At 70.4% G+C, this 17044-nt stretch carries 17 protein-coding genes; 7 read left to right on the forward strand and 10 right to left on the reverse strand.

The window, feature by feature from the left end:
• Positions 1-42 precede the first annotated feature (42 nt).
• Entirely contained in the window at positions 43-1200 is a 1158-nt protein-coding gene (locus tag ACFYYH_RS14585; RefSeq protein WP_388550324.1) for an aminotransferase class I/II-fold pyridoxal phosphate-dependent enzyme, read from the reverse strand.
• A gap of 455 nt (positions 1201-1655) precedes the next feature.
• Here ACFYYH_RS14585 and ACFYYH_RS14590 point away from each other — a divergent pair, with 455 nt between their 5' ends.
• Positions 1656-2585 (forward strand): BTAD domain-containing putative transcriptional regulator, encoded by a 930-nt coding sequence (locus ACFYYH_RS14590; RefSeq protein WP_388550327.1) that lies wholly within the window; start codon positions 1656-1658, stop codon positions 2583-2585.
• Between the two features lie 191 nt (positions 2586-2776).
• On the opposite strand, the gene ACFYYH_RS14595 is transcribed toward ACFYYH_RS14590, so the two are convergent.
• Genes ACFYYH_RS14595 through ACFYYH_RS14605 form a run of 3 tightly spaced genes read right to left on the reverse strand, consistent with a single transcriptional unit; the run spans position 2777 to position 4787 of the window.
• Entirely contained in the window at positions 2777-3532 is a 756-nt protein-coding gene (locus ACFYYH_RS14595; RefSeq protein WP_388550329.1) for a 3-oxoacyl-ACP reductase family protein, read from the reverse strand.
• Positions 3529-4515 (reverse strand): 3-oxoacyl-ACP synthase III family protein, encoded by a 987-nt coding sequence (locus tag ACFYYH_RS14600; protein WP_388550331.1) that lies wholly within the window; start codon positions 4513-4515, stop codon positions 3529-3531. The genes ACFYYH_RS14595 and ACFYYH_RS14600 overlap by 4 nt, the downstream gene beginning before the upstream one ends.
• Positions 4516-4526: 11 nt before the next feature.
• Positions 4527-4787 (reverse strand): hypothetical protein, encoded by a 261-nt coding sequence (locus ACFYYH_RS14605; protein ID WP_046502425.1) that lies wholly within the window; start codon positions 4785-4787, stop codon positions 4527-4529.
• Positions 4788-4970: 183 nt separating this feature from the next.
• On the opposite strand from ACFYYH_RS14605, the gene ACFYYH_RS14610 reads away from it, so the two are divergent.
• The 6 genes from ACFYYH_RS14610 (at position 4971) to ACFYYH_RS14635 (ending at position 11161) form a co-directional block, all read left to right on the forward strand.
• Entirely contained in the window at positions 4971-5855 is an 885-nt protein-coding gene (locus ACFYYH_RS14610) for a class I SAM-dependent methyltransferase (RefSeq protein WP_388550334.1), read from the forward strand.
• A gap of 10 nt (positions 5856-5865) precedes the next feature.
• Entirely contained in the window at positions 5866-7428 is a 1563-nt protein-coding gene (locus ACFYYH_RS14615; protein ID WP_388550336.1) for a flavin-containing monooxygenase, read from the forward strand.
• A gap of 20 nt (positions 7429-7448) precedes the next feature.
• Positions 7449-8954: an FAD-binding protein gene (locus tag ACFYYH_RS14620; protein ID WP_388550338.1), complete on the forward strand. Its 1506-nt coding sequence runs from the start codon at positions 7449-7451 to the stop codon at positions 8952-8954.
• 106 nt (positions 8955-9060) lie between these two features.
• Positions 9061-9549 carry an SRPBCC family protein gene (locus tag ACFYYH_RS14625; RefSeq protein ID WP_388550341.1) on the forward strand — a complete coding sequence of 163 codons (489 nt, stop codon included), beginning with the start codon at positions 9061-9063 and terminating at the stop codon, positions 9547-9549.
• Entirely contained in the window at positions 9546-10415 is an 870-nt protein-coding gene (locus ACFYYH_RS14630) for an alpha/beta fold hydrolase (protein ID WP_388550344.1), read from the forward strand. Before ACFYYH_RS14625 ends, ACFYYH_RS14630 begins: the two co-directional genes overlap by 4 nt.
• A gap of 8 nt (positions 10416-10423) precedes the next feature.
• On the forward strand, positions 10424-11161 hold the full coding sequence (locus ACFYYH_RS14635) for a 4'-phosphopantetheinyl transferase (RefSeq protein WP_388550347.1): 738 nt from the start codon (positions 10424-10426) through the stop codon (positions 11159-11161).
• Positions 11162-11418: 257 nt separating this feature from the next.
• Here ACFYYH_RS14635 and ACFYYH_RS14640 read toward each other — a convergent pair whose 3' ends face one another.
• From ACFYYH_RS14640 to ACFYYH_RS14665, 6 genes are all read right to left on the reverse strand, one after another.
• On the reverse strand, positions 11419-12411 hold the full coding sequence (locus ACFYYH_RS14640) for an AraC family transcriptional regulator (protein ID WP_388550348.1): 993 nt from the start codon (positions 12409-12411) through the stop codon (positions 11419-11421).
• A gap of 156 nt (positions 12412-12567) precedes the next feature.
• Positions 12568-13089, reverse strand: a complete 522-nt coding sequence (locus tag ACFYYH_RS14645) for a DUF1772 domain-containing protein (protein WP_388550351.1) — start codon at positions 13087-13089, stop codon at positions 12568-12570.
• A 77-nt stretch (positions 13090-13166) separates the two neighbouring features.
• A complete protein-coding gene (locus ACFYYH_RS14650; RefSeq protein WP_388550353.1) occupies positions 13167-13820 on the reverse strand; it encodes a hemerythrin domain-containing protein in 654 nt (217 codons plus the stop codon).
• A gap of 116 nt (positions 13821-13936) precedes the next feature.
• Entirely contained in the window at positions 13937-14776 is an 840-nt protein-coding gene (locus ACFYYH_RS14655) for an NmrA family NAD(P)-binding protein (RefSeq protein WP_388550355.1), read from the reverse strand.
• A 99-nt stretch (positions 14777-14875) separates the two neighbouring features.
• A complete protein-coding gene (locus ACFYYH_RS14660; RefSeq protein ID WP_388550358.1) occupies positions 14876-15661 on the reverse strand; it encodes an SDR family NAD(P)-dependent oxidoreductase in 786 nt (261 codons plus the stop codon).
• Between the two features lie 365 nt (positions 15662-16026).
• Positions 16027-16872, reverse strand: a complete 846-nt coding sequence (locus ACFYYH_RS14665) for a BTAD domain-containing putative transcriptional regulator (protein WP_388550361.1) — start codon at positions 16870-16872, stop codon at positions 16027-16029.
• Positions 16873-17044: the final 172 nt, after the last annotated feature.

The following is a 17044-nucleotide window of genomic DNA, read 5'->3' on the forward strand; positions in this document are numbered from 1 at the left end:
CGGGGTGAGGGTGGGCCGGGCGCGGAGCGCGGGGCCGGTGGGTCAGGCCGTGATCAGACCGCACGCGTGGGCGGCCTTGAGGAAGGCCTCCGCGGCGAAGTCGATGTCCGCCTTGGTGTGCCGGGCGGTGATCGCGATCCGCAGCCGCGCCAGGTCGTTGGGGACGGCGGGGGTGACCACCGGCAGTCCGATGACTCCGGCCGCGCGGCAGGCGGTGGCGTAGTCGTAGGCCGCCTCGTCGGAACCGGCGATGACCGGGACGACCGCGGTCTCGCTGTCGCCGGTGCGCATACCGCCCTCGTTCAGCATCCGGCGGAACCGCGCGGACTCCTGCTGGATGTGGCTGACCCGCTCGGGCTCGCGCTCCAGGATGCGCAGCGACTCCAGGGCCGCGGCGGACTGGGCCGGGCCGAGGGCCGCGGAGAAGAGGAACGGCCGTGCCGCGTACTTGAGATGGCCGATCAGCTCGCTGGGCCCGGCCACCCAACCGCCCATCGAGGGGATGGCCTTCGACAGGGTGCCCAGCTTGATGTCGACCTTCGCGGTGTAGTCGAAGTGCTCCTCGATGCCCTTGCCGGTGGCACCGATGACACCGAGGGCGTGGGCCTCGTCGACCATCAGCAGCGCGCCGTGCGCGTCACAGACCGCGCGCAGCTCGGGCAGGGGGGCGATGTCGCCGTCCATGGAGTAGACGCTGTCGACGATGACGAGCCTGACCCCGTCGGGGCTCGCGGCGGCCAGCCGCCGGTCGAGGTGGTCGACGTCGTTGTGCCGGAAGCGGGTGACGGTGGCGCCGCTGAGCCGGCAGCCGTCGACGATGCTCGCGTGGTCGTACTTGTCGATGAAGACGGTGTCCCCGCCCCCGACCAGACCGCCGACCGTACCGACGTTGGCGGCGTAGCCGGAGCCGAAGACCATCGCCTCCTGGCGGCCGGCGAACCGGGCGACCTCCGCCTCCAGTTCCTCGTGCAGCGGGATCGAGCCCGCCAGCGCCCGCACCCCGTGGTTGCCGGTACCGTACAGATCGACCGCGGCCTTGGCCGCCGCCACCACGCGTTCGTCGCCCGCCAGGCCCAGATAGCTGTAGCCCGACATCATCAGGAGGCGCTCGCCGTCGAGGTCGGCGTAAGCGGAGTCACGCTCGACCGTGTACGTCACGAAGCTGTTGCGGCGGGCGGGCTCCCACTCGAGGGACTGCACACGACGAAGTGTCGCGTCCAGTTTCGGCGCGAGACGTTCCCATCCTCCGGATGTGTTCACCGTGCGTCTCCTCATCCACGTTTCGGACAATTACCGGAGTCCGCTCAACCTTGGACTCAAAGTGCGACGCAATTCAACGACAGCCGCGCAAGCCGGGCGCAACACGACTGTGAAATGCGGAAATCCGACAACGCAACAAGAACGCGACAGGGCCCAGGAAGCGGAATCCTGCTCTCCGACCAATTCCCGGGGAATGTTCCCCGGCCAGTGTTGACACGGGGAGAAGGCCGATTGGTATCGTCCAAATCTTGTGCAGGGGGCATGCACCTCTTGTCCCGATCTCCTTCACAAGAGGACCATCGAGACGGGCCCCCTGGCGTGATTGCGACCATGTATCCGGCGGCGACCGCCGCCGGTGGAACCGGCAGACAGCCGACCGCACCGGGGAGTACAGCTTGCTCATCAGACTTGCTGGTCTCGTCACGATCGAACCCGAAGGGGTTCCTCCGCAGCACCTGTCCAGCGCCCAGGCCCAAGTCGCCTTCGCCCGGCTCATCCTTGAACGGTCCGGCGGTACCAGCCGCGACCAACTGGCCGACACGGTCTGGCCCGACGGCCTGCCCGACACCTGGGCCTCGGCCCTGCGCAGTGTCGTCAGCCGGGTCCGTACCTTCGTCACGTTTCCCCGGCAGCAGCCCGGCGTCACCCCGCTCGTCGCCCAGGGAGGCCGCTATCTGCTGCGGCTGCCCGACGACGCGGCGGTGGACGTCGAGTGTGCCGAGGCCGCGCTGTCGGAGGCGGCCGAGGCGTATACGACGGGCTCCTACGCCGTGGCGCAGCAGCTCGCGTCCGCCGCCGTGTCAAATCTACGCGGGTCATTCCTTCCCGCCCACGAGGGAGAGTGGGTCAACAGCGTGCGGGAGCGGCTCGACGAGCTGCGTCTGTCCGCGCTGGAGACAGCGAGTCTGGCCTCGTCCGCGCTCGGCGACGAGCATCACGCGCTGCGGTACGCCGAGGAGGCCGTACGCCGTGCTCCGTTCCGCGAGAGCGCCTACCGGTGCCGGATGGCCGCGCACCGCACGGCGGGCAACCGGGCCGAGGCACTGCGCACCTATCAGCAGCTCAGGGAGGTCCTGGCGGAGGAGCTGGGGATCGACCCGGCGCCGGAGAGCGAGGCGGCCTATCTGGAGCTGCTGCGCACGCCGGAGCGGCGGAGGGCACCGGAGCCGAAGGCCGTCACCCGGCTGGACCCGGTGCTGATGGGTATGTTCGAGGCCCCGTCCCCGAGACCGGCCGCGCCGCGGCCGTGCTCGCTGACGGCGGACGGCTGTGTCACCCATCCGGTGCGTCCGGCGCGGTCAGCGCCGGCGCGGCGTGTGGCGTAAGCAACCGCGGGGGAACATACGCGGGCGGCCCGGCAGTTGCCGGGCCGCCTCTTTTTCTGCCCGCCGGCCGGTCGGGGCACGGTGTCCTGCCGTACGGCCGGGGCATGCCGGACGGCCGGGTGCCAGAACGCACACCGGCCGCACGGATGCATGACGGATCTCGTACCGGACGGCCCGGGGGCCGAGCGGTCTCAGGTGATCGAGACCCCGCTGTCGATACTGATGACCTGGCCCGTCATACAGTCCTGGTCCAGGAAGAGCGCGGCGCTGCGGGCCACCTCCTCCACCGTGACGAAGCGCGGGATGGGGGCCTTGTCCTCCATCCCCTCGATGACACGGCCCGGCAGGTCCTTCGTCATTCCGGTGATCATGAAGCCCGGCGAGAGGGCGTTCACGGTCACCCCGCGCCGGCCGCACTCGGCGGCCAGGGTGCGGGTGAAGCCGATGAGACCCGCCTTGGAGGCGGAGTACGCCGTCTGGCCCGCTGTCGCGATCAGGCCGGAGGGCGACACCACATTGATGATCCGTCCCCACCGCTGCCTGAGCATGTACGGCACGGCCACCCTGGCGGTGTGGAACGAACCGACCAGATTGGTCTGGATCACCTGCTGCCAGTCCGCCGGCGACTGCATCGCCATCAGCGCGTCCTTGCGGATCGCGCCGTTGTTGACGAGTACGTCGACGGGACCGAGCTCGTCGCTGATCCGGGCGTACATCTCGGTGACGGCGTCCCAGGAGCCGACATCACCGGTGACCACGACCGAGTCGTTGGCGAGCTTCTCCTGGACGGCCCTGGCCTGGGTCTCGGAGCTGTTGTAGTGGACCGCCACCCGGCAGCCGAGCGCGTCCAGTTCCAGGGCCAGGGCCTGGCCCAGTCCGCCGGACGCCCCGGTGACCAGGGCGACCGGCCGCTCGGGACGGCTGCCCTGCGGCTTGCTGCCGCTCATTTCCTCACCCCGCCCCATTCCAGAAGCATCGAACCCCAGGTCATGCCCGCCCCGAAGCCCGCGAGCAGCACCTTGTCACCGTTGTTGATCCGGCCTTCGTCGAGCGCCTCGGTGAGGGCGATCGGGACGGACGCGGAGGCGGTGTTGCCGTACCGCTCCAGATTGGTGATCAGTGCCTCGCGCCGCAGCCCGGTGTGGCTGAGGATCGAGTTGATGATCCGGATATTGGCCTGGTGCGGGATGACATGGTCGACGTCGGCCGCGTCGACCTTGGCGCTCTCCAGCGTCTCCCGGACCGTACGGACCGTGTAGCGCACGGCGTTGAGATAGATCTCGTTGCCGTTGATCTGCGCGTAGTGCAGGCCCTGCCGGACGGTCTCCTCGGTGGTCGGCATCCTGCTGCCGCCCGCCAGCACCTTGAGACTGCCGGCGCAGGAGCCGTCCGCGCCCAGGTTCCAGGCCTTGACCCGGTTCTCGGGTCCCGGCTGGAGCACCACCGCGCCGGCGCCGTCGCCGACGAGGATGGACAGATCACGGTCGGCGGGGTTGGCCGTCAGGGTGTGGGTGTCGGAGCCGATCAGCAGGATCGGCCGGGGGTCGATGGCGATCAGCGCCATCGCCGACACCAGCGCGTAGATGAAGCCCGCGCACTCCGAGTTGACGTCGTGCGCCCCGCCCGCGATCCCCAGATCGTGGTGGACGAAGGCGGACGTCGCCGGGGAAGGCTGCTCGGGCGTGGCGGTGGCGACGATCAGATGGGCGATGTCGCCACCCGTCAGGCCCGCCTTCTCCAGTGCGCGACGGCCGGCCTCGACAGCGAGTGAGGCGGTCGTCTGGCCCGGTCCCACGGCCCGGCGTTCCCGGATTCCGCACCGGCTGACGATCCAGTTCTCGTCGACGCCGAAACGCTCCGCCAACTCCACGCTGGTGACCTTGCGCTCGGGTACGGCCATGCCCCACCCGGTGATGTCGAAGCCGTTCACAGGCGGTCCCGCTACGCCTGAGCCGGCTGCGGAACGAGCGCGAGGATCCGCTCGTACACATGGCGCAGCGTGGTGGTGTCGTCGAGGTCGGCGAAGAGCGACTCGTCGGCGGGGATGTCCGGGTACTGGTTCTGGAACCCGTACAGCCACTCCATCAGGTCCAGCGAGTCCACGTCGGCGATGTGCTGGAGCGGTGCATCGGGGCTGACCTCCTGGGCGCCCGACACGGCCTCGAGCTGGCTCGCCAGTTCTTCGATGGTGGGCAGCGTCATGAGCTTCGGTCCTCTCTCGCGGTGCATCCGGTTTCGAGAGGCATGGAAGCGCGGGCCGCGCAACCCCGGCGCAACACCGCCGAAGCACGGGCGTCTTGCACATCTGTTGCGAGCGACACGGTTTGCTCGGGGCCGAATCAACGGTCGGAACGAGCGGCGCAGCGACGAGGAAAGAGGTCGAGCATGACAACGGTCGCCCCCAGATCCGTGGACCCCGAGGTCGACGCGGTACGGCACCACTACGAGGTGAGCAACGATTTCTACCGGCTCCTGCTGGGTCCGACCATGATGTACTCCGGCGGCTACTGGGAGCAGGGCGAGGACCTCGTCGCGACACTGGACGAGGCACAGGAGCGCAAGCTCGACACCTTCGCCGAGCTGGCCGGGGCCGCGGGCGCCCGCCGTGTGCTGGACATCGGCTGCGGCTGGGGCACCATGCTCAACCGCCTCACCACCGTCCACGGTGTGGAGCAGGCTGTCGGTCTGACGCTGAGCCGCACCCAGGAGGCGTTCATCGACGGCCTGGACAACCCGCGCATCACCACGCGGGTGGAGAGCTGGGCGGACCACGAGACGGACGACAAGTACGACGCGGCGTTCTGCATCAACGCGCTGGAGCACTTCGTCTCCTCCAACCTGCCGCCGCGTGAGCGCGTCAAGCGCTACCGCTTCTTCTTCAACCAGGTGGCCAAGGCCCTCAACCCGGGTGCGAAGTTCGTCCTGCACACGATGACGGCCGAGGCGCAGCCCATGAACCGTGAGCTGCTCGCCGATCTGAAGTTCCTCCAGCGCTCCGAGTTCGAGGGGATGCACATCCCCCACCTCCACGAGCTGACGGCCGCCGCCGAGGGCGTCTTCCATGTGGTGGAGATCGTCAACGAGCGCGAGTCGTTCGCCATGGCGTGCCGCGCCTGGCTGAAGCGTCTGGCCGCCGACCGTGAGACGGCTGTCGCCCTGGAGGGCGAGGAGGTCGTGGCCCGCTTCGAGCGCTACCTCGACATCTTCGCCTACACCCTCGAAGACAAGTTCTTCAACAACTTCCGCGTCACCATCGCGCGCAGGGGCTGAGGAGGCCACCGTGACGAGCATTCTCGAACCCGCCCACGGGGGCGGCGTGAGCAACGGGGCGGAGGAGCCGGCCGGCCGGGGCCCCACGCGTCATCTGCGGGTCGCGGTCATCGGCACCGGCTTCTCCGGCCTGGGGACGGCCATCCGGCTGCTCCAGCAGGGGATCGACGACTTCCTGGTCTTCGAGCGGGCCGACGAGGTGGGCGGCACCTGGCGGGACAACAACTACCCCGGCTGCGCCTGTGACGTCCAGGCCCATCTCTACTCCTTCTCGTTCGCCCGCAACCCCGAGTGGAAGAGCACCTTCGCCAAGCGCGACGAGGTGTACGCCTATCTGCGGGACTGCGCCGACCGCTTCGGGGTCCGCCCGCACATCCGCTTCAACCACGAGCTGATCGCGGCCCGCTGGGACGAGGACACCCGGTGCTGGCACATCGAGACCTCGGGCGGCGAGTACACCGCCCAGGTCCTGGTCGCGGGCGCCGGCTATCTCAGCGAGCCGTCCGTGCCCGATCTGCCGGGGCTCGCGGACTTCGAGGGGAAGGTCTTCCACTCGGCCCGCTGGGACCACGACCACGATCTGACCGGCAGGCGCGTCGCCGTGATCGGCACGGGGGCCTCGGCCATCCAGTTCGTGCCGAAGATCCAGCCCGAGGTCGGCCACCTCGACCTGTACCAGCGCACACCTCCGTGGGTGGGGCCCAAGAACGACAAGGTCAACAGCGCCTTCCACACGAAGATGCTGCGCAGCTTCCCCGGCTACCAGAGCTTCCGGCGCAACTTCAACATGTGGGGCCGTGAGGTCCTGGCCTTCGCCTTCGCCCGGCCCAAGGTGGCCGAGAAGGTCCAGAAGATGGCCTCCGACCATCTCAAGAAGAGCGTCAAGGACCCGGTGCTGCGCGAGCGGCTGACCCCCGACTATGTCGTGGCATGCAAGCGGCTGCTGTTCTCGAACACCTGGTACCCGGCGATCCAGCAGCCGAACGTGGACATCGTCAGCGACTCCATCGACCATGTCCGGGCCAAGTCCATCGTCACCAAGGACGGCCAGGAGCGCGAGGTCGACACCATCATCATGGGCACCGGCTTCCTCGCCACGGACCGTCCGGTCGCGCGGCGGATCTGGGGCCGGGGCGGGGTCCAGCTCCGGGAGGCCTGGAGCGAGGGGATGTCCGCGCACCGCGGCACCACCATCGCCGGGTTCCCCAACCTCTTCATGCTGCTCGGCCCCAACACGACCCTGGGCCACTCCTCGCAGACCGTGATGATCGAGTCCCAGATCGCCTATGTCGTGGACGCGCTCAAGCAGATGGACAAGCGCGGTCTGTCCAGCGTCGAGGTGCGGCCGGAGGCGCAGCGGGCGTACAACGCCACGCTCGACAAGCGCCAGGCCCGCGCGGTCTGGAGCGCCGGCGGCTGCAAGAGCTGGTACCTGGACAGCGCCGGGCGCAACCCGTCGATCTGGCCCACGTACACCTGGCGGTTCCGCAACGGCACCAAGCACTTCGACCTGGGTGAGTACCAGCTCGCCACCACCGTGGGCGCCGGCCGACCGGCCGTCCATCACGTATGACGAACGGGAGACCGGACCAGATGAGCACCAATACCCCTTCCCGGCGCAGAGTCCTGGGCGGAATGGCCGCCACCGCCGCGACCGTCGTGGGCTGGAACGTGGCCACGCAGACCTGGGCCACCGCCGCGGAGGCGGGCCGCGGACACGGCGGCGGCAACGTGACGCCCGTCCCGCCGCTGGACGGCAGCCTGAAGACCTCGCCGGCCGACCTTGTGCAGTTCAGCAAGGACTTCGGCGCCCTGGTGTCGAACATCACCCCGTGGGCCGTGCTGGTGCCCGGCTCGGTCAATGACATCGTCAAGATGGTCAACTTCGCCCGCGCCAACAACCTGAAGATCGCCGCGAACGGCCGCAGCGGCACCGGCGACGACCTCGAGTCGCACTCGAACTACGGTCAGGCGGCGGTCCCGGGCGGTATCTCGATCGACTCCCGCGGTCTGTCGAAGGTCATCAGCGTCGGTACGAACTCCGCGGTGGTCGAGGCGGGCGTCACCTGGTCCCAGCTCACCGACGCGGCCCTGGCCAAGGGCAAGATGCCGCCGGCCATGCCCGACTACATGCATCTGTCGATCGGCGGCACGATCAGTGTCGGCGGCATCGGCGGCACGGTCGGCCGGTACGGCCTGGCGGTCGACACCATCGAGTCGATCGACATCGTCACGGGCGCGGGGCAGCTCCTCACCGCCTCCCCCTCCGTGCGCCCCGACCTGTTCAACGCCGCGCTGGCCGGCGGCGGCCAGGTGGGCATCATCGTCCGCGCCACGGTGAAGATCGTCCCGCCGAAGGAGCGCGTGGTCGTCTTCAGCCTCTTCTACAACGACGTGGCGACCTATCTCGCCGACGCGGAGAAGGTCCTGGCGCAGGGCCGGTTCGAGGTCCAGGCCGGTGAGCTCCAGCGCAAGCCGGACGACTCGGGCTGGCGTTACAAGATGGAGCTGGGCGCCACCTACACCGGCACCGCTCCCGCCCGGGAGCCGCTGATCGCGGGGCTGCGGGACGTCCGCTCCGAGGCCGTCATCGACGACATGTCGTTCCGTGACTACATCTACCGGTTCGACGCGTACGTCGAGTACTACAAGGAGGCGCACTACTGGGACCAGCCCAAGCCCTGGCTGAGCCTGTTCCTGCCGGCCTCCAAGGCGAAGCAGTTCCTCCAGATCGCCGAGGCCGATCTGACGGCGAACGACCTGGGTGTCGGTTTCGTGCTGGCGTACCCGTACCGCACCTCCAAGCTCCGGCGTCCGATGGCGGTGCAGCCGAACGACTCGGTCGGCTACCTCTTCGACCTGCTGCGCTTCCCGCACCCGGGTGAGCCGAACATCGCGGGGATGCTGGAGCAGAACCGGCGGCTGTACGACAAGGCCGTGGCGCTGGGCGCCAAGCGCTATCTGGTCGGCGCCATCCCGCGGATGACCGTCGCGGACTGGAAGAAGCACTTCGGCAACCGCTACTCCGACCTCCTGAACGCGAAGCGGCGTTACGACCCGGCGGGCATCCTCACCCCCGGTCAGGGCTTCTTCGGCTGATCCGGTGCCGCCGGTCCGTCAGGGCCGGCGCGCCGGTACGGAAGCGGGGCCCGTCGCGGGCCCCGCTCCTTCGATCCCATCCGCCGTCCCACACAGGGAGACAGGCATGAACGGCTACGACATCATCGACGAGGCGGTGGTCGACGCCCCAGCGGACGTCGTCTGGGACGCGCTCGTCGCCGAGTTCCGCGGTGCCGCCCGCTGGTGGGTCCCGTACAACACCTTCGAGACGGTCTCCGGCGCGCCCGACACGGTGGGCGGCCTGGTCGCCGTGACCGTCCACACGAAGGGTGTCGGCAACGGGGGCCCCAAGCTCCGCTTCACCGCCCGCACCGAGTCCGTCGTCCCGGGCCGCAGGCTGACCGTCGAGTATGTCGACGGGGTCTTCCGCGGTCCGGCCGACTTCGTTCTGGAACCGCTGGCCGAGGGGCGCCGCACCCGGATCAGCATGCACTTCCGGGGGCGTCCGCACGGCAAGCTGAAGCTGCTGGCCAAGGTCGCCGACATCGGTGCCGAGCACTCGAAGGCGGCGCTGGCGGCCTTCGTCTCGCTCAACGAGCAGCTCAGCGCGGTGCCGGCCGGAGGGGCGCGATGAGCCCCGTCACGGCGGCCGCCGGCACGGACGCCCGTACCGACGAGACCACGGTGCGGACCGACGACGGAGCGGCGCTCGCGGTGAGCGTCCTCGCCCCGCTGAAGGCCGGTCCCGGCAGCGGTACGACGGTCGTCCTGGCGCACGGCTGGGCCGCGGGCCGCAGGGTCTGGGGCACGGTCACGGACCGGCTGATCCGTGCGGGCCACCGGGTGGTGCTGTACGACCAGCGCGGGCACGGCGCGTCGAGCCTGGGCAAGGAGCCCGTCGCCATCCGGCGGTTCGGCGCGGACCTGGCCGCGGTGCTGGGCGAGACCGGCTCCCGGGACGCGGTGGTGGTCGGGCACTCGGGCGGCGGCTTCGCCGCGATGGCGTACGCCACGGCCGATCCGGCCGCCGCGTCCCGGCTGCGCGGCCTGGTGCTGCTGGGCACGGCCGCGCACGACCAGGAGACGCCCGACAGCGAGGTCCGCATGATGGGCAGCGCGCTGTTCTCGAAGGCGCTGCGCCGTCCGGCGCTCGGGCGGCGGCTGCTGGCCCAGACGATGGGCAAGGGCGTCGACCCGTACCTTCTCGAAGTCAACCGGCAGATGTTCGCGGCGGTGTCGCCGCGGGTGCGCGCCGACTGCTTCGCCTCGTCGCGCGGGATGGACCTGCGCGCGGGCCTGGCGGCGGTGGAGGTGCCCGCCGTGGTGCTCGCGGGGGAGAACGACCGGGTCGTCAAGCCGGAGCTGGGCAGCGCGGTGGCCGAGGCGCTGCCGGACGCGCGGTTCGAACGGCTCCCCGGCGCCGGTCATATGCTCCCGCTGGAGCGGCCGGACGAGATCGTGCGGGCCGTCGCGGGGCTCCTCGCCCGTCCGCGCGGCTAGCCCCCGCCGTGATCGAGGAGATTCTGCCGCCGGGCGTCAGATCGTCGGAAGCGTTCGACGATCTGGCGCCCGCGCCGCTGTTTCCCGAGGAGGCCGCGCTGATGGCCGGCCGCCGGGAGCGCCGGCGGACGCAGTTCGCCACCGCGCGCGCCTGCGCGCGGCGCTCCCTCGCCGAACTGGGTCTGCCGCCCGCGCCCCTGCTGCCGGGCGCCGGCGGCGCTCCTCGGTGGCCGGAGGGGGTGGTGGGCAGCATCACCCACTGCGACGGCTACCGGGCCGCGGTGGTGGCCAGGGCGGCCGAGGTGGCGGCGCTCGGTATCGACGCGGAGCCCGCGCGGCCGCTGCCGCGGGGCGTGCTCGGTCTGGTGGCCTCGGACGGCGAGCGGACGGCGCTGGAGCGGCTGGCGCGGGCACGCCCGGAGGTGTGCTGGGACCGGCTGCTGTTCTCGGCCAAGGAGGCCGTCTACAAGGCGTGGTACCCCTCCGTTGAGCGCTGGCTGGGCTTCGCGGACGCGGAGGTACGGATCAGCCCCGAGGGCACGTTCACGGCCCGCCTGCACCCCGCGGAGCCCCCGCCGGGAGCGCCCACCCGCTTCTCCGGCCGCTGGCTGGTCCGCGGGGGCCTGCTGCTGACAGCGGTATCCCCTCCCGGCCAGGCACCCATAGATGCGGCCCCCGCGGACGGCACGGCCCCGTCCGCCCGGGGTGCGGACATGTTCCGGTTTCTGTCGGCCGCCGGCGAGTGAGCCGAAGGGGCGCGTCGGTGCCGAAAGGGAGAGCGCGCGGAGGCCGTGAGGTACGAGCGGTCGAGCACGGTCGACTGTCGGCACCGACATGAGGCGCCCCGAAGGCGAACCGAGCCCAAAAAAGAAGGCGAGTGAGCCGAAGGGCGCGCCGCTGTCGAAAGGGAGAGCGCGCGGAGGGTTCCGAGGTACGAGGGACCCGAGCACGGTAGACCGTCGACAGTGGCATCCAGCGCCCGGAGGCGAACCGAGCCCCCAAACTATCTGTCCAGCACCACCGTCTGCGTCGGGGCGCTGAGGCGGTGTACCGGTTCGCCCTGGCCGCCCTTGCGGAACTCCTGCGGGCTCACGCCCCGTACCCGCTTGAACGCCGCGCTCAGCGCGAAGGCTCCGCTGTAGCCGACCCGGCGGGCCACCGTGGCCACCGTCGCGTCCGGCTCGCGCAGCAGATCCGCGGCGAGGGTGAGCCGCCAGCCCGTCAGATAGGCCATGGGCGGCTCGCCGACGAGTGTGGTGAAGTGGCGGGCCAGACCCGCGCGGGAGACACCGACGGTGTCCGCGAGGGAGGCCACCGTCCAGGCCTTGCCGGGCTGTTCGTGGAGCAGTCGCAGCGCGGGGCCGACCACCGGGTCGCTCTGGGCGCGGTACCAGGCGGGGGCGCCCGACTCGGGCACCGCGAGCCAGGTGCGCAACACGCTGACCAGCAGCAGGTCCAGCAGCCGGTCGAGCACCAGCTCCTGGCCGATCTCGTCCTTGCTGATCTCCTCGGCGAGGATCTGGACGAGCGGGTTGTCGCCCGCCTCCGCGGGCCGCACCAGCAGCACGGGCAGGGCCGCCAGCAGCCGCCGGCCGATCTCGCTGGGCGCCTGGTAGGTGCCGCTGAGCATCACCGAGGCGTCGGCCCTGCTGTCGTCGCCCCAGGTGCGTACGCCCAGCGCCATCGTCTCGGTGACGTCCTCGCCCTCGGTGGTGTTGCAGCGCTGCTCGGGCCCCACGACGATCCGCACGTCCGTCTCCGGCCGGTCGGAGATGGTGTACGCGTCGGGGCCGCGCACGACGGCGACGTCGCCGGGACGCAGCCGTACGGGACGGCCCTTGTCGGGGAGCACCCAGGCGTCCCCGCGCACCATGGTGACCACGGAGATCGGTGCCCGGTCCTCGACCCGGAGGGACCACGGCGGATTGAAGACCGACTTCAGCAGGAACGCGCCGCGGGCCTTCGGACCTTCGAGCAGACCTGTAAGTGTGTCCATGACATCACCTTAGACGGCCCCGTATGAATGGTCACCGGTTTCAACGGATCCGTCTCAGGCGGGGCGGGGAGGGAGGTGCGCCCGCCCTCCCCGCGGGGGAACGAATGGGAGGACGGGCGCAGTTCGGGGCGGGCCGGACGGCCCGGGGTGTACCGGTCAGGAGGGCGGGGTCACCGGCCTGTTGTGCAGGACCAGCGCGCGTCCGAGCGCGGCGAGCGCCGCCGTGCAGGCCACCGTGCGCGCGATGTTGGCCGAGGTCCACGGCCGTTCGAACCGGCCGCGCAGGGCCCCGAAGTCGGGGCTCGCGGCCGGCGCGCCGGCGCGGGCCAGCATCCTGTTGAGGGGGATGTTGACGCACATCGTGACGGCGATGGAGACGCCGTAGAGCACGAACGCGGTCCGGGTCCAGCGTGCGGCGTCCGGCCGTCCCAGCCGGCGCTGGAGGGCCGCGGCGACGCCCGTGGCGAGGAACACCCCGACGAACAGCAGGCCGAACAGCGCGCTGTTGTCGAGGACTCCGTTGATCTGCCGCATGACGGTCACATACGTACGGTCGTCACGGCGGGCGAGTGCGGGCATGACCCCGACGTCGAAGGTGAAGTACAGCCCGGCCATCAGCCCGGTGCCGATGGTGGCGGCGGTGAGCACGGGGCCGGCGGCTGCGGGGAGGGTGTCCATCGGGCTTCCTCATCCGGTCGGTGGCGGGGGCGGGGTCACGGTCGGGGCCCTGGGGCCCAGTCGGGGCCCTGGGGCGCTCAGGAGGGCCTCATCACTCCGGCGAGGGTCTTCTCGTACCGCCTGCGCAGCACTGTATTGCCGATCAGCCGCACGGGCGGCGGAATCGTGGCGGCGACCTGCGCCACCGACCGCTTGTCCGCGCCGTCGAACATCCAGGGCTGAAGCTGTGTCATGACCTTGAACGGGGCGCTGGCGATCACCTGGCGCTCGACCGCCAGATAGTCGTCCGGCGCGAGGCGGGCGAAGACCGGGAAGGACACCGTCTCCTCGTCCCGCAGATGATCGCGCAGGACGGAGGCGAAGCGGGTGGCCGCCGGACCGACGGCGGCAGGGTCACCGCCCGGCCGCAGCGCGGCCGTGACCGCCTCCATGGCCCGGTCGAGCACCACATGGTCGTCCCCGAGCCGCCGGGCCTCGGCGGAGAACTCCGGTGCCCTGCGGAGCAGTCCCGGCCACAGGACGTCGTCCTCGCTGCGGTGGTGCCAGTCGATGATGTCGCGCAACTGCTGCCACCACACGCCGGCCGCGCCGAGTCCGGCCTGGGTCAGCCGGGGCGCGGCGGCGAGCAGCCGTCCCGCGTCCCGGCGCATCGCGATGTGCATCAGCGCGAACCCGTGGAAGTGGCCGGGCAGGGACGCGAGTCCGAACTCGCTCGACATGGGGGTGCTCATGGCCGCCTCCTCGTGGCTGACGCGTCATCGCTGGGGGATCGGGGGTACGTCACTCCCCCGCCGGGGGCCGGCCGCGGAGGTCGTCCGCGGCCGGCGCCACCGGCCGGAGTACCGGTTCAGACGTTCCAGACGCCGGTGGCGGCGGCGTCCCTGGCGAAGTCGGCGAAGTCACGGGGCTTGCGACCCAGGACCTCCTCCACACCGTGCACCAGGAAGGCGTTGCGGCCGTCGAGGGTCAGGGCGAACAGCTCGACGAAGTCCTCCGGAAGGTCGTTCTCCTTCAGGAAGGCGCGGTACTCGTCGCTGGTGACCGCGGTGTACTTGATCTCGCGGCCGGTGGCCTTGGACAGCTCGTCGGCCACGTCCTGGTAGCTGAGCAGCCGGGGGCCCGACAGCTCGTACGTCTTACCGATGTGCGCGGGGTCGGTGAGCGCGGCGACGACCACGTCGGCGATGTCGTCGGCGTCCACGAAGGGCTCGACGGCGTGACCGGTCGGCAGCGCCAGCTCACCGGCGAGGACGGGCTCCAGGAAGAAGCTCTCGTTGAAGTTCTGGTTGAACCAGCTCGACCGTACGACGGTCCAGTCGGCGCCGGACTCCTTCAGCTTGTTCTCGCTGACCTGCGCGCCCTCCTCGCCGCGGCCGGAGAGCAGCACCAGGCGGCGCGCGCCGCGGGCGACGGCGAACTTGGAGAACTCGCCGACGGACTCGGCGGCGCCGGGGAAGGCGAGGTCGGGGTAGTAGGTGACATAGACGGCTCCGACGCCCTCCAGCGCGCCCTCCCAGGTGGCCGGGTCCTCCCACACGAAGGGGCGGTCGGCGTTGCGCGAACCGATCCGCACGGGGAGGCCCTGGGCCGCGAGGCGCTCGGCGACCCGGCGGCCGGTCTTGCCGGTGCCGCCGATGACGAGGGTCGTCTTCGTGTCTGTCTGGGCGTTCTGCGTGGTCTGAGTCATGAGTACAGTCAAGTCCATTCACCTGAGACGCGACATAGCTGTGAAGCTCAGTTCCATACGTATGCGTCTACGCCCCGGCCCCGGAACCCGGTGCGGGGCTCAGGAACTTCCCATACCGCCGCAGACGTTGATCGCCTGGGCGGTGATCGACGCGGCGCTCTCCGTGGTGAGGTAGCCGACCAGACCGGCGACCTCCTCGGGGGTGGAGTAGCGGCCGAGGGGGATCTTCGACTCGAACTGCTCCTGGACGAAGTCCTCGGTGGTGTTCCAGGCCGCCGCGTACCCCTGGCGGACCTGCTCGGCCATCGGGGTCTCCACATAGCCGGGGCAGACCGCGTTCACCGTGACCCCGACCGGCGCCAGCTCCTTGCCGAGCGCCCGGGTGAAGCCGACGACGCCGTGCTTGGAGGCGGAGTACGGGGCGCCCATCAGGACGCCCTGCTTCCCCGCGGTCGAGGCGATGTTGATGATCCGCCCATGGCCGGCCTCCACCAGGCCTCCGTGCAGCAGGACCTCACGGGTCAGCAGGAACACCCCGTTGAGGTTGGTGTCGATGACGTCGTACCAGAGCTCGTCGGCGATCTCGGCCGTGGGCCCTCCGCCGCCCCGGCCCGCGTTGTTCACCAGGATGTTCACCGGGCCGAACTGGGCGACGACCGTGGCCACCAGGGCGGCGACCGACGCCCGGTCCCGTACGTCGGCCACCGTGCCCTCCGCCTCGAACCCCTCCGCGCGCAGATCCTCGACGGTCTGCTTGACCTCCTGGCCGGTCCGCGCGCAGATGAACACCCGGTGGCCGCGCCCGCCGAGTTCCCGGGCGACTCCCAGACCGATTCCCCGCGTCGCACCCGTGATCAATGCCACCGGGTTTTTCGGCGCCCTCATCGGATTTCCCCGGCACTCAGTGGGTCCCGAACCTCGATCTCCACGGTTTCCCTCCGTACCTCGTCGAATCCCCGTCGAACCGAATCTCTTCGACACGAGTACGGTAGCCGCGCCCAGCCTTTACTTCTTGAATTCTTGAGTACCCGTCTAGTACGGCTCCAAGACCGGCAAACGGTATGTCATTTCCAGCGCGCCGAATGCCGTCGGCGGAACGGAGAACGATCCGCCGGGAATAGATCCACGGAAACGGCACGGGAAACAATGGGAGCGAAATGCCCGGCCGTCCGGGCGGGCCGGACAGCCGGAACCGACGCACAGGCGGAACGAGGGCGGTGTGCCCGTTCGGTCAGCTCCCGGATGTCAGGTCAGCTCACCCGGACAAGGGGCTCACGGGAATTCTCGACGGGCGCCGCCGCCTCCGGTCCGGCCATCAGGATCGAACGCTGGAGCCGGCGCAGCCCGGCGGACGGTTCGAGGCCCAACTCCCGTACGAGTGTGCCGCGGAGCCGGTGGTATACGTTCAGCGCCTCGCCCCGGCGGCCGGAGCGGTGCAGCGCGAGCATGAACTGGCCGTGCAGGTTCTCATGGGTGCGGTAGCGGCTGACGAGCACGGTCAGTTCGGCGAGCAGCTCGCGGTGGCGTCCCAGCCGGAGATCGGCCTCGATGCGCTGGTCGAGCGCGCACAGCCGGCTCTCCTCCAGCCGCTTGATCTCCATGTCGAGCTGGGCCCCGCCGTGCACATCCGCGAAGGCGGGGCCGGTCCACAGCGCGAGCGCGTCGCGCAACTGGCGGGCCGCGCCCGCGTAGTCGCCCGCGTCCATCGCCCGGTAGCCGAGACCGGCGAGCCGGTCGAACTCCCGGACGTCACTGGTGCCGCCACCGCTGTCGAGGCGGTATCCGCCGGGCAGGGTCACCAGCACGTCCTTGGCGGTCCTCGCGGGGCCTTCCTGGCCTTCCTGGCCTTCCTGGGCACCGTGCTTGAGCGCCGCCGCGATCAGCGACCGCAACTGGAGCACATACGTCTGGAGCGTGGTCCTGGCGCTGCGCGGGGGCTCCCCCGCCCACAGCTCCTCGATCAACGCGGTCACCGGCACGACATGGTCGGCGTGGAGCGACAGTAAGGCGAGCACCTGCCGGGGCTTCGGCGCCGTCGGCGTGATCGATCTCCCGTTCTCCCGCACAGCCAATGCGCCCAGTACGTCGATGTCCACGCGTCTCCCCAATCCCTGCAGGTGAAGTCAGTACCGTTCGAGGCCGCTCACGGGGTGCGATTGCTGCGGATGGATTCAAAAACAGGACAGACGGTTTGTCAATACCAAACCGTACAGACTGTTTTTTGTTAACGCTCCGTACATCGGCGTCACCGGCAGGTCACCGAACAGC

Origin of the sequence: Streptomyces sp. NPDC002018 (assembly GCF_042890865.1) — a bacterium.
Lineage (GTDB): Bacteria > Actinomycetota > Actinomycetes > Streptomycetales > Streptomycetaceae > Streptomyces.